The sequence below is a fragment of the Frondihabitans sp. PhB161 genome (assembly GCF_003814635.1).
Taxonomy (GTDB): Bacteria; Actinomycetota; Actinomycetes; order Actinomycetales; family Microbacteriaceae; genus Frondihabitans.
Map to the genome: position 1 here is coordinate 452,798 of NZ_RKQW01000001.1, position 12,496 is coordinate 465,293.

9 protein-coding genes are annotated in these 12,496 nt (G+C 61.2%); 5 read left to right on the forward strand and 4 right to left on the reverse strand.

What is annotated here, in order from left to right; translation table 11 throughout:
• Positions 1–89: 89 nt before the first annotated feature.
• Positions 90–497: a helix-turn-helix domain-containing protein gene (locus EDF39_RS02330; RefSeq protein ID WP_123940133.1), complete on the reverse strand. Its 408-nt coding sequence runs from the start codon at positions 495–497 to the stop codon at positions 90–92.
• A 110-nt stretch (positions 498–607) separates the two neighbouring features.
• On the opposite strand from EDF39_RS02330, the gene EDF39_RS02335 reads away from it, so the two are divergent.
• On the forward strand, positions 608–1,474 hold the full coding sequence (locus EDF39_RS02335) for an SDR family oxidoreductase (RefSeq protein WP_123940135.1): 867 nt from the start codon (positions 608–610) through the stop codon (positions 1,472–1,474).
• 238 nt (positions 1,475–1,712) lie between these two features.
• Here the strand turns inward: EDF39_RS02335 and EDF39_RS02340 are convergent, their stop codons facing one another.
• Together EDF39_RS02340 and EDF39_RS02345 are read right to left on the reverse strand one after the other, a co-directional pair.
• Positions 1,713–3,932, reverse strand: a complete 2,220-nt coding sequence (locus EDF39_RS02340) for an MMPL family transporter (protein ID WP_123940137.1) — start codon at positions 3,930–3,932, stop codon at positions 1,713–1,715.
• Between the two features lie 394 nt (positions 3,933–4,326).
• On the reverse strand, positions 4,327–5,001 hold the full coding sequence (locus EDF39_RS02345; protein WP_123940139.1) for a TetR/AcrR family transcriptional regulator: 675 nt from the start codon (positions 4,999–5,001) through the stop codon (positions 4,327–4,329).
• Between the two features lie 87 nt (positions 5,002–5,088).
• Between EDF39_RS02345 and EDF39_RS02350 the strand changes: the two genes are divergently transcribed.
• The 3 genes from EDF39_RS02350 (at position 5,089) to EDF39_RS02360 (ending at position 9,521) form a co-directional block, all read left to right on the forward strand.
• Positions 5,089–6,654 (forward strand): MFS transporter, encoded by a 1,566-nt coding sequence (locus EDF39_RS02350; protein ID WP_123940141.1) that lies wholly within the window; start codon positions 5,089–5,091, stop codon positions 6,652–6,654.
• 49 nt (positions 6,655–6,703) lie between these two features.
• Positions 6,704–8,746 carry a hypothetical protein gene (locus EDF39_RS02355; protein ID WP_199726117.1) on the forward strand — a complete coding sequence of 681 codons (2,043 nt, stop codon included), beginning with the start codon at positions 6,704–6,706 and terminating at the stop codon, positions 8,744–8,746.
• A gap of 448 nt (positions 8,747–9,194) precedes the next feature.
• Positions 9,195–9,521, forward strand: coding sequence for an ATP-dependent DNA ligase (locus tag EDF39_RS02360; protein ID WP_123940143.1), 327 nt, complete (start codon positions 9,195–9,197; stop codon positions 9,519–9,521).
• A 325-nt stretch (positions 9,522–9,846) separates the two neighbouring features.
• Here the strand turns inward: EDF39_RS02360 and EDF39_RS02365 are convergent, their stop codons facing one another.
• Positions 9,847–10,878, reverse strand: a complete 1,032-nt coding sequence (locus EDF39_RS02365) for a LacI family DNA-binding transcriptional regulator (RefSeq protein ID WP_123940145.1) — start codon at positions 10,876–10,878, stop codon at positions 9,847–9,849.
• A 297-nt stretch (positions 10,879–11,175) separates the two neighbouring features.
• On the opposite strand from EDF39_RS02365, the gene EDF39_RS02370 reads away from it, so the two are divergent.
• Positions 11,176–12,441, forward strand: coding sequence for an ABC transporter substrate-binding protein (locus EDF39_RS02370; RefSeq protein ID WP_158613129.1), 1,266 nt, complete (start codon positions 11,176–11,178; stop codon positions 12,439–12,441).
• Positions 12,442–12,496: the final 55 nt, after the last annotated feature.

Genomic DNA, 12,496 nt, shown 5'->3' on the forward strand with positions numbered 1-12,496 from the left:
TCGATCCTCGCTTCGTCGCTCACATCGTTTCGTCGCTGGACGGGTTGGTTGGGCAAGTGCACGTAAGCGGGACGCTTACGTTGCGTCCTCTAAGCCTGCTTTGCGTGCACGATTCGGACGGCCCTAATATCTGCTGCGTAACGTCCACGCGCCTCTAAGACCTCACTGGCGTGCGCTACAGACCACTCGCGCAGGGCAGTAAGTGTGGTCCTCAGAGTCTGCCCCAGAGGTGTAAGGCCATATTCAACACGGGGCGGGACCTCAGGGAAGATGTCGCGCGTGACGAGTCCGTCCTCTTCGAGATGGCGGAGGGTTTGGGTCAGCATCTTCTCGCTGATTCCCGCGATACCGTTACGGATCCGGGCGTAGCGCCGAGGCTCCCCGTCAGAGAGCTGGCCGAGAATGAGGACGCTCCACTTGTCGCCGATCCGGTCGAGCAGGTCTCGCGAAGGGCAACCGGAGGTGTACGGGTCCCAAGTGTCGTCCCCTGTCGTCATGACATCAGGATACGGCGGTGTGTAGCGCACCAAAAGGTAGGTACTTCCCAGAAGTGCGCTTCTTTGGTTGATTTGCGGTAGAACCTCGAATCACTGAACAGGAGCAACACATGTCGATTATCGTCACCGGCGCCACGGGCCAGCTCGGCCGCCTTGCAGTCCTCTCTCTCCTCGACGCTGGCGTGCCCAGCGCCGACATCGTCGCCACCGGTCGCGATGCCGCCAAACTGGCCGCGTTGCATGCCGAGGTCGGCGTGGCGACCCGAGTGGCCGACTTCGCCGACCCGGAAAGCTTGACCGCGGCGTTTGCCGGCGGCGAGAAACTCCTGCTCGTGTCGACCACCGACGTCGGGCTCCGCATCGGAAACCACACTCGCGCCATTGATGCGGCGCGGGCGGCCGGCATCACACTCATCGCCTACACGAGCGAGTTGAACGCGGACACTGCACGCATGCGCCTGGCCGAAGAGCACCGCCTGACCGAGCAGTACCTGGCGCAGAGCGGGGTCCCGTTCGTCATCCTCCGCAACGGCTGGTACCTCGAGCGCTACACCGACCAGCTTTCCTCCGTCGCCGAGACCGGTACCCTCGTCGGCGGCGCCGGCGCCGGCCGCGTATCAGCTGCAATTCGCCAGGACTATGCCGAGGCCGCGGCGGCGGTGCTCACTTCCTCCGGCCACGAGGGTCGCACCTACGACCTGGGAGGCACCTCCTTCACCCTCGCCGAGATGGCTGCCGTGATGGGCGACGTGATGGGCCAACCCGTCGACTACGAAGATCTCTCTGAAGACAGGTACACGGACTACCTCGTTGGGCTCGGATTCCCGAAGGGTCTCGCTCGGATCCTGGCTGACGCGGACACCGGAATCTCCCGCGACGAACTAATCACCAACTCCGATGACCTCGCCCGGCTCCTTGGACGAAACCCGGTTGGGCCTGCTGAGGCCCTGCAGAAAACTCTCGCCCGGGACGCCTGACGTTCGACCGCGGTTGTTGCGCCCGCCCGTTCGGCAGTAGAGATTTGGAGACTGTCGAGCCTGCCGATCTCGACGCGTAGGAGCTGTCGAGTGGTGACCTCTGCGTTGCGGGCGGCAGCGAGGTAATCATGCGTACTAGAGGTCCCAGTTGAGGGTTCCGACGTCTTCGGGGCCTAAAAAGAGAGCGAGGGCCCGACCATTTTAGGTCGAGCCCTCGCTGTGCGGGATGGTCGGATGTTTAGGCGGAGACCGTCTCGCGTTCACGATCGACAGGCGTAGCCGACGATCGGGCTTCGTGGGCATCGAGGGCGTGGCCCTCGATGTCGATGTTCGGGATGATGCGATCCATCCACTTCGGGAGCCACCAGGCGGACTCGCCGAGGATCGTGAGGAGGGCCGGGATCAGGATGAGTCGGACGAGGAAGACGTCTGCCATGACTCCGACGACGAGGCCGAAGGCGATGGAAGCTGCGACGGCCATCGTGCTGGATGCGAAGCCGGCAAAGACGACGGTCATGATCGAGCCCGCTGCGACGAGGACCGGTGCCGATTTCGTAAAGCCCGTGAGGACGGCTTCCTTCGGTGAGAGTCCTTTACCGTGCGCTTCCTGAATGCGTGAGACGAGGAACACCTGGTAGTCCATGGCGAGTCCGAAGAGGACGCCGACAAGGAGAATCGGCAGGAGGCTGAGCATCGGGTCACCCTGCGGCGCGGCAATGATCGGGTCAAGCCAGCCCCACTGGAACACGGCGACGCTTCCGCCGAATGAGGCGAGCAACGACAGCAGGTATCCGAACGTGGCGGTAAGGGGCACGAGTAGCGACCGGAACATGACGGTCAGCAGTAGGAGCGAGAGGACGGCGATGACGATGACGTACTTGATGAGCGCCTGGTGCAGTTGGGCGTCCTCGTCGATGTAGATTGCGGCCTCGCCGGTGACTTTGAGGTCCACGCCCGATACGGTGCTGTCGCTTCGGATTGCGGACACGAGGTCGACAGTGGTGTCGGAGATCGGGCTGCTTGTCGGGATGACGGTGATAAGTGCCGCGGTGCCGGAGCCGTTGATCTGGGCCGGGGTGACCTGTTGGACGCCCTTGAGGCCCTTCAGCTCGGACTCGATCGAGCTGGTTTTGGAGGCGATTCCGGTGCCTTCTGCGACGACGAGTAGGGGGCTCTGGATGCCGCCGAACTTGTCGAGGACCAGGTTGTACGCGGTTCGCTCGGTCGATTCAGGGTCGGCGCCACCGGGAATGTTGTAGGCGGTCTTCATGCTGAGGGTGGGCACGGCGACCACTGCGAGTACGACGATGGCTCCGATGGCGAACAGGACGGGGCGTTTGACTACTCCGCGACCCCAGGCGGCGAGAATGTTGCGGCGGCCAGGGGTCTGGGCGATGACGGCTCCCTCGCGCAGGTGGCGGTACTTCTTAGGCAGAGCGCGGCGGCCGAGTGTCCGCATGAGGACTGGCAGGAGGGTGAGGGCGATCAAGACGGAGATTGCGACAGCGGCAGCCGCTGCGATTCCCATTTCGGAGATTGCGCGGATGTTGACGACCAGGAGTCCGACGAGGGCAATGATGACGGTCAGGCCCGCGAAGACGACGGCAGTGCCCGCCGTACCGACCGACCTCGCCACAGCGTCCTCGACGCTCCGACCGTCTCGCAATTCGGAGCGGAAGCGGCTGAGGATGAAAAGGCTGTAGTCGATGCCGACGGCGAGGCCAAGCATGGCAGCGAGGATGATGGCGTTGTCGCCCAGAGGGAAGAACGCGCCGTACGTGACTACTCCGATAGCGCCGAGGCCGACACCGAACACGGCTACGAGGAGGTTGGCGCCGGCGGCTAGCAGGGAGCCGAAGGTGAGAACGAGGACGAGGAGGGCGGCGACCACTCCCAAGCCTTCGCCGATTCCGGCCGCGGGCGCGGAGGTCTCGAGCAGGTTGCCGCCAAGGTTCACACCGATGCCCGGGTGGCTCTTCTCTTGGAAAGCCAGGGCCGCGTCGTAGTACTTCGTCTTCTGGTCGAGGTTTCCGGGGTGATCGTAGGTAAGGGTGGATACCGCGACGGTCCCATCAGGAGAGACATACGGGGCGGTTTTCGCAAACGGGTCGGTGAGACTGCTGACGCCGGGGAGATTCTTCGCGCTAGCGAGGAGGTCTGCGATGGCGCTCGTCGTCGCTGGATCGGTGACCTTGTCACCCTTGGGCGCCTGCAGAACAAGCTGGAGGGTGTCGGCAGTCGAGGCGCCGCTTGTCGAGGGGAACTGCTTCTCCATCAGCGTGAGGGTCTCGGAGGCCTCGGTTGAGGAGGACGTCTGCGAGGCTGCGGTGGGGGCGGTACGAGTGGATCCGACGGCGTAGGTTGCGATGAGGGCGACGAAAAGGGCGAGCCAGATACCCGCAACCAGGAGCCGGTGTCGGGCGGAGAAGCGCCCGACTCGTGACAGAAAGATGGACATTCGATCTCCTAAGTGAGCCCAGGGATCGGGGTGATCGTCCGGGGATGATCGATTCTTTCGCCGCAGCACGCGAAGATCGTCGTCCCCTTGAAGCGGCCCGTCTACTGCGGTTGCAGTAGACGCACGCTGACCTTGCGCCTTCGACACGTCTATGAGTGCACCCACATGCCGGGCGGCATTCCGGGCTGCGCCGCCTGGCGTCATTCCGATCGCAAACCTGGAGGCTGACGTGGTCGGTAGGTGTCACCTCGTGAACGACGGCGTACACCAACGTGTGTGACGGTTACATCAAGTGGCTGTATGCGCCGATCCTGTGACGCTTCTGGTCGCTATCCCATGTCGGCACAGTGCCGCACAGGGTCGGCAACCCTGAGCTTTTTCAGTCGAAATGGGCTTACTGCAGGTCTGAGACTTGCCGGACATGCGTACCCGGCGTTTGTGATGATCCAGGCTCCTTACCGCCGAATGCGTTTGGGGCGTCCACGATGCCAAAGGTTTTCAGAAGTACAGATATGTGTTCAACGATGTCGATTGACGGGGCGTACATCCATTGGAGGCGCAAACCATCGATGCTCGCGAAGATGAGGTTTGCCGCAATTTCTGGGTCGATGCCTCGATCCATTCTGCCCTCTGACTGGAGGTGCCTAAGAGCAGCGCCTATGAGCAGTCGAGTCGAATCGAATCGAGACCGAAAAAAGTCATGAGCGGCGTGGCCACTTTCGGTGGCCTCGCCAACGAGCCGAAGCGTGAGTTGAATCATTCCGGGCGCCTCGGTGTCGAGGCGAACGGCATTCAGGATGCCGCGGACAAGGTCGCCCTCGAAGTCGGGGTATTTCGGATTACTGCTGGCTTCAAGCGCCTCGTCTCGACGGCGCAATATCTCGACGAACAGCGTCTCTTTGGTGCCGAAATAACGAAGCACCCCGGTTTGGCTAAGGCCAACTGCGTCCGCGAGTTGCTTCACGGTAGCCGCGCCGTAGCCCTGCTGATCAATGATCGACAGAGCGGCTTCCAGGATCTCCGAACGCTTTGCGATGCCTTTGGCGTACGAACCGCGGGTGTTTGCCATAAAAGTGCACTTTATGCGCTTTTCACCAGCTGAACCGCTGCTCGAGTTCGTTCCAGGTGTCTGTCGTCTGCAAATCGGGGGGCGTTAGTGGCCGAGGCAACTCTGAAGGACCTTGCGCGACAGAATGTGAACGCCATACACTTTTCGCCACCAGACCTGTCGATGATGATTGGACCGACGATGACGTCACCGCTCCTCCCTGAACTACCCGGTCAAAGTGTTCCCGAGGCTTCTGACGAGACCAATCACCCGCTGACTGCCAGCTCGCCCGCTGTCGGCACGTCACGAGAGCTTTTCGGGGGCGTCGAATTGAGGCGTTACCTCGTCTGGTTCGGGATTGCCACGGCTGCCATCACCTCGGTCTGGGGAGGCGTGACGGGGATTATTCTTCCCAATCACGTCCAGCTCCTTGAATTTGGCAGGATCTTCACCGGCGTCGATTCTCGCCTCGATCTGGTGGCTCTGACTGAACTGAAGAATGCCGTGAAGGCTGGAACGACCACACCTACGACCGAACAGATTCGACAGTTGGGCCTTTTGAAAGAATTTGAAGCAGCGCGGGCCCAGGGACTCGCCATCGTCGGGACCGTCGGTACGGTCTTGACCATGATTGCGCAGCCAATCATTGGCGTCTTGTCGGATCGCACCCGTTCCTCCTACGGCCGTCGCACCCCCTGGATTCTCCTGGGCGGCCTGGCTGGTGCATTCTTCCTGGCTGCCATCCGATTCTCACCGTCGATCGCAGTCCTCGTCATCTTGTTTGCGCTCATGAGCATCACGCTTAACTCCGCATCCGGACCGCTCACTGCGACCATCGCGGACCGCGTCACTACCTCGAAGCGAGGCACGGCATCCGCCGTGGGGGGTCTCGGAAACTTTGCCGGAGGAGTCATCGGCGCGATCATCGCCGGTGCGACATTTGCCGCGATCGGCATAAATTCGTACTTCGTCATCGCAGGATTGGTCGCGGTTGGGGTAGTTGGGTTCTACCGATTCGCCAAAGACGAATCTTCACGGGGTCTCCCTCGCCCTAGCGGGAACTGGGCATCGGTGTTTCGGGGGTTCGCGACCCCACTTCGCTCTTCTGACTTTCGGTGGGTGTGGCTGGCTCGCCTGCTTCTTACCTTCGGATACAGCATCACTACCGCGCTCAACCTCTTTATGCTCCAGAGCTACGTCAAACCCGCACTGAGCGCCTCGGCTGCAACGGCTCTGGTTCCGTTGCTCACCGTTATTGGGCTCCCGTTCACCGTTGCCGGACTCGTGATTGCGGGTCGCCTGTCCGACAAGATCGGACGGCGAAAACCGTTCGTCATCGCAGCTTCTGCACTTATGGCCGTCGCATTCGTCGTGCCGGCCGTATGGCCGGCCGTCCCCGCCCTCATGATCACCGGTGCGATCGGCGGTCTTGCCTTCGGTGCCTACCTCTCTGTGGACCAAGCCCTCTTCATCGACGTGCTTCCGGATCCTGAGAGTGCAGGCCGAGACTTGGGAGTCGCAGCCGTTGGCTCAAATCTCGGGCAGGCGTTGGGGCCGATCCTTGCCGCGCAGGTAGTCGTGATTACCGGCGGATATCAAGCAATCTGGCTGATCGCGCTCGTTCTCGTGGGGATTGCAGCCGTCGCGATCATCCCTGTCAAAGGCGCCCGCTGATCTCGTTCTTGCCCAAGTGCCATTGTCATCATCAATAGGAGACGCTTCCATGACTACCGCCGAATCCACCGCGCCCTACTCATCACTGCTCTACGGAATCCCGGATACGACCGACGAGGTCTTTAGGCGCCCGTATGTCGACATCGACGAAGAGCGAACCAAACCGGTTTCACACCGGTACATTCATGGCGGTTTCGAGGGCACGGACACACGTTTTTCGTTCTACCTTCCCGAAGGCGAGGAGTACGAAGGTCGCTTCTACCAACACGTGACACCTGTACCCATCAGCGAGAACCTGGCACAAATCGAGACTGGAGACGGCGACCGGATCGTCTTCTCGATGTCTAGCGGAGCCGCGTTCGTAGAGACGAACGGTGGCGGTCCTGCCGCGGCCAATCCAATGTCAGGCGTGGACCCGACAATCGGCGCATACCGAGCCAACGCAGCTGCAGCCCGTCTGTTCCGAAGCATCGCGCAGGTAGCGTTTGGGGCGCACCGCTCCTACGGGTACCTATTTGGTGGGAGCGGCGGCGCCTTCCGGACGATCGGAGCCGCCGAGAACACCACGGGTGCCTGGGACGGCTTCCTGCCATTTGTCATCGGGAGTCCAATGGCTATGCCAAACGTCTTTAGCGTTCGCATGCACGCACAGCGGATCCTACGAGACCGCTTCCCCGCGATCGTCGACGCACACGACGTTGGCGGAGATCCGGGCTCACTCGAGCTTTCCGCTGAGGAGGCTGGCGCCCTTGAGGAGGTCACCCGACTGGGATTCCCTCCTAGATCGTGGTTCGGATACAAGACCATGGGGATGCACGCTTTCGGAGCGCTCTACCCAGGGGTCATGCACATGGATCCGACCTATGCCGACGATTTCTGGTCCAAGCCTGGGTACCTCGGCGCGGATGCCTCCTCCTCCGTCCATCGAGACATGGTGCACCACACCACTCGTATCGCGGAGTTGTTGACGGAAGCCCAATCGCGACATGGTGCTCCCGACGGCGGGGCCAGCATTCCGGCCAACGCGGGTGGGGTCGATGAGGGATACAAGCACGCGAATCCGGTCACGTCCGAGGTCACAGGCGTCCGGCTTGAGTCAGCGCCAAACGGCTGGCTCCTTGGAGCCCAGCTCACGGTTCACTCGGAGGACCCGGTTAAAGGTGTCTTGCAGGTTGCTGAGATCGATGGCGACATCGTGTGGTTCGAGTCAGGTCAGGATTCGTCGGCGCTGGCTGTCGGGGATGAGGTAACGGTTGATAACGCCAGTTTTCTTGCTGTTCAGACTTACCACCGCCATCAAGTACCCACGGAGGGCTATCCCGCTTGGGACCAGTTCCGGGATTCAGCTGGCCAGCCGCTCCTGCCACAGCGACCCGTGAACGTCGGTCCGCTCATGACTCTTGGCGCCTCGGGTTCGCTGCCGAATGGTCTCATTTCGGGAAAAATGATCGTGATCTCATGTCTCCTCGATCGAGAGGCTTACCCCTGGCAAGCAGACTGGTACAAGAAGCGGGTTGAGGAACATCTAGGAAGTGAACTGCACGAAAGATTCCGCCTGTGGTATATCGATAACGCCCTCCATGGTGACTCGGGAGAGCAGGAGCATCCAACTCGATCGGTCGATTACGGCGGCGCGTTGCAGGCCGGACTTCGACAACTCGCGGCATGGGTGGAGCGCGGCGTCGAGTCGTCTAAGAACACGCGCTATGAAGTCGTCGACTCACAAATCATCGTCCCGGCAAGAGTCGAAGAGCGCGGTGGGGTGCAACCCGTTGGCAGCTTGACTGTAAATGGGAGGGATCACGCCGTGGTTCACCGTGGTGAGCGTGTCATGGTGGCCTTCGAAGCTCACGCGCCTCAGTCGGGTGTGATGGTCGATCTTGCAACCGACCTTGCGGGATCGGGCCGGTTTACATGTTCACAGCCAGGCAGTGGGACGGGCAGTCAGCACTTTTCAGACTCTGTCACGTTTGACCACGTCGGAACCTACTTTCTCTCGGTCCGTTTCACAGCTCAGGTGGCGGGAAACGCCCAGGATCCGCACGAACGAGTCCAGAACCTTGCACGTGCACGAGTGCAAGTGGTCGTCTAGGTTTTTCGACTCAGCACACTGCTCCGCGCCAATTCCATCTCATGGTCAACTTTCGTTTTCCGGAAATCCAGAAGGTCACTCAACGGAAGGCGCCGAGACTGCCCGTTACCGAATCAGCGAATGTGTCGGTACGACATCGCCCCTGGGTCAAGGAACCTGACCGTCGAGAACCGCGGACAGTCTCGTATCTGGGCTCGTCTCGCATGGCGGCTCGTGTCCAGATCAATTCGAGCGATTACACGTGCGGAGGCGCCGTTCGCTCTAGTCGACAGGTGTCCATCTGTCGCTGGTCTCTTGTGATCCGGCTGTCGCGGGCATACCGTCAGGTCTGCTAGGCGAATACGAAGACGAGTTCGGCCCAGTCCCCGCCGAAACCGTAGTGCGAGGGCGGGTTGTTCCCTGATTCGGCAATCCGCCCCCTCACGTCGAATCGGCGAAGGGTTTGCTCATGGGCAGATTGCACTACGGCCAGCTCGAGGTGGCGTTCGACGACCGGACGCTGATCCATCTCCAGATCGCGATTGGCTCGAAGCTGCGCCGTGGCGAGGGCTTTTTCCTGTCATGGATCGGAGCCGAGGACGGCCATGACGCACGGCGCAGCATCTGGCTCGGTCCAACCGTGCCGCTGGGCTTCACACTGGAGTCAGTGAGAACCGGCCCCATCAACAGGAGGTGGCTTCACGATATGGACCTTCACGGGAGCACCGAATCTGGCCTCAGAGTGATGCCCGAGCCGGTCCTGGAGCGAGTTCCCGAAAGGGCCGGCTCACGCTGACCTGCGGCCTTCAGATGGCGCAGACGGGTGATGCGACGGTCGTCGGATTCATCACCCTCGAGCGCACTGGCGCTCTCGACCACCGCGTCTGTGGGCAACCCACCACAAACTATGAGGCCGGGCCCATCGAGGATCGCCGGATCGAACCGCGCCTCTATGGGCGAAGGGGCGAGATGCGGCGTCTAACGGGCTCCTGCTTGTCTATCTGGATGGAAACCATCGGGCCATTCGTATCCACACGCCAGGCCGCGGGCCTCGACTCGCGAGCCCCGTCGACTTGCCACCAAACACGGCCAGGCACGCTTAATAGAAACCAAACCCGTCTTTACCTCGATAAACGTCGGGACGACGACGTCCGGACACGTAGCTCAGGGCCAATCGAGTGATGGCGTGATTCCGTACGACCTTGAACAATTCGTTCCATGAGCAATTGAACGGCCATGCGTCCCGACTGCGTGCCAAACTGATCCACCGTTGTGAGAGAGACGAACGGTTGGCTAGCCAGGGCGATGTCGTCGTAGCCCACGATCGACAACTCAGCCGACGAGAGGCCGAGTTCTGAACGGGCGCGCAGAGCACCGATTGCAAGAGTGTCGTTGCCCGCGAAGATCGCGGTGGGAGGATCATCAACTTGCAGCAGACGCATGCTCGCCGCGTAGGCCTCGGGCTCGAGGGGCCCGCCGAAGACTACTTGAGGCGTGAACCCTCGAGCAATCATCGCCGAGTTGTAGACCTCACGTCGAATTGCGTGCGGAAAGAGCCGCTCAGGCACCTCCGGGGCACTACCGACTGAGACGTGAGCTATCCGTTCGTGACCTAGACCAAACAAGTGATCCATAGCCAGCCCTGCGCCAGCGCGGTCGTCATTCGTCAAAGTGTCGTAGCTATGAGACTCGTCATGCCGGCCAAGAAGAACGATCGGCACTTCCTCGCCGAGGCGCTCAAGCCAGAGAGGAGCGACCTCCGGCGAGATAGCGATAAGGCCATCCACCTGGCGATCCACCAAGGCATTGAGCACGGGTGCGCCTCGGAGGTCACCCACTCCAGGGGCAATAATCAGCTGGTAGCCCGTCTCGGCTAGAGCATCCGCGGCACCCTGCATGATCTGCGTGAAGAATTCGTTGCCCAGCTGGGGAATTTCGAATCCTAGGGTGAAGCTCTGGCCACGCATCACCCGAGCCGCAAGGCGAGGGCGGTAGCCCAGTTCACCTATTGCAAGCTCCACGCGCTCACGCATCGCTGGACTCACGCCATATGCATTTCTGATGACCTTGGAGACCGCGGCTTTTGAAACGCCGGCCCGCGACGCGACGTCAGTCAGTGAAGGGCGTCGGCGGCTCGTTTCTACCTCGGTCAATGACCAGCTCCCTCGACTTGGCGGCTCATAAACGCGAGCCCTCGAGAAGAGCCTACGCGTCAACCGATTTACGACTTGAGAGCAGCTCACACGAATGACGGCGATCCTCGCTGATTCATGACGATACGCCCGGGTCGTAAACCGGTCTACAGAAAAAGTGTAAACCGGTTGACACAGTCGACATTTCTGCCTATCTTCGGATCACGTCGTCGCTGACTGGCTCGCAATCCCCAGCCGGCGACAACTGCCCAGCCTCTCAGTTCGGGTACACCCCCTTGAAGTCCAATGGAGCATTTCATGCGCAAAAAGCACGCAGCACTGCCCGTCGCCGCCCTCGTGGTGGCGATGGGCCTGGCCGGATGCACGTCCGGCCCGCAGTCCGCCAACGGCGGTGGCGATGGCAAGACGATCACTTGGGAAGGCTTCAGCGGCGACAAGACCGTTCAGCCGATCATCGACGAGTTCGAGAAGGAGAATCCGGGTACGACCGTTAAGTTCACGGGCCTGCCTTACCCGCAGATTCTGACCCAGATCAACACGCAGCTTGTGTCTAAAACGGCTGGCGATATCGTCACGGTTTTCCCTGGCGAGGGCAACCCGATCGCAGTCCAGACTCTGGCGAAGAACAAATATCTCGCTGATCTTTCTTCGCAGAGCTGGACCAAAAGCTTCACGAGCGCTCAGAAGCAGGTCATGGGAACCGACGGCAAGGTTTACCTTGCGGCGAACAACTACACGATCATTCCGGCGATCTACAACAGCCAAGCGCTCACCGCCGTCGGAGCCAAGGCGCCGACCACCTTCAGCGACGTTCTCGCGCTTTGCGCCGCAGCTAAGTCCAAGGGCAAGGTGGCTTACGCCATGGCGGGGGCGACCGGTGGTACCGCCCTCTACCTGCCATACGCCCTGACCAGCACCCTGGTGTACGGACCCGACTCCAAGTTCTCGGAGGACCAGGCCGACGGCAAGGCAACCTTCAGCGACTCGAAGTGGACCGACGCTCTGGACCAGGTCACGCAGATGAACAAGGCGGGCTGCTTCAGCAAGAGCCCGAATGGTGTCAGCCTCGACACAGCTCAGACTCAGGTCGCAAAAGGTGACGCCGTCGGCATCGTTACTGTCGGCAATCAGATCGCCACCATTCAGGGTAAGGCCGCATCGGGCACGACCTTCGAGACGGCTGCGTTCCCGGCAACGGACAACTCCTCAGACACTTACCTTCCGGTGGCCCTTGGCGCCGGCTACGGGGTCAACGCAAATTCGAAGAACCAAGCGCTTGCGAAGAAGTTCATCGAGTTCTTCATGTCAAAGAACGGTATCGACTCCGCCATCAAGAGCGGGTCGATCTTCCCGAGCATCTCGAATGGAACGTTCACGCACGACAAGGTCCTCGACGGCGTCCTCGAGCAGGCTGCGGGAACCAAGACAACGGCATTCCCCGATCAGCTGTGGCCCAATTCGAACGTGCAGCAGGTGACCACCAACCAGCTACAGAACATCCTGGGCGGAACCACCTCCTCGAGCGCCGCGCTGGAACAGATGGACAAGGCCTACAACCAGTAGCCAAAGCCGATCCGCGGGGCGGTGTGCAAACCCGCAGGGTGCGCACCCCGCCCCA

What these genes read in the sequence shown, in the direction of transcription:
- EDF39_RS02355 (WP_199726117.1), top strand. Translation starts at nt 6,704, where the DNA reads ATGACTACCGCCGAATCCACCGCGCCCTACTCATCACTGCTCTACGGA.
- EDF39_RS02360 (WP_123940143.1), top strand. Translation starts at nt 9,195, where the DNA reads ATGGGCAGATTGCACTACGGCCAGCTCGAGGTGGCGTTCGACGACCGG.
- EDF39_RS02335 (WP_123940135.1), top strand. Translation starts at nt 608, where the DNA reads ATGTCGATTATCGTCACCGGCGCCACGGGCCAGCTCGGCCGCCTTGCA.
- EDF39_RS02370 (WP_158613129.1), top strand. Translation starts at nt 11,176, where the DNA reads ATGCGCAAAAAGCACGCAGCACTGCCCGTCGCCGCCCTCGTGGTGGCG.
- EDF39_RS02345 (WP_123940139.1), bottom strand. Translation starts at nt 5,001, where the DNA reads ATGGCAAACACCCGCGGTTCGTACGCCAAAGGCATCGCAAAGCGTTCG.
- EDF39_RS02330 (WP_123940133.1), bottom strand. Translation starts at nt 497, where the DNA reads ATGACGACAGGGGACGACACTTGGGACCCGTACACCTCCGGTTGCCCT.
- EDF39_RS02340 (WP_123940137.1), bottom strand. Translation starts at nt 3,932, where the DNA reads ATGTCCATCTTTCTGTCACGAGTCGGGCGCTTCTCCGCCCGACACCGG.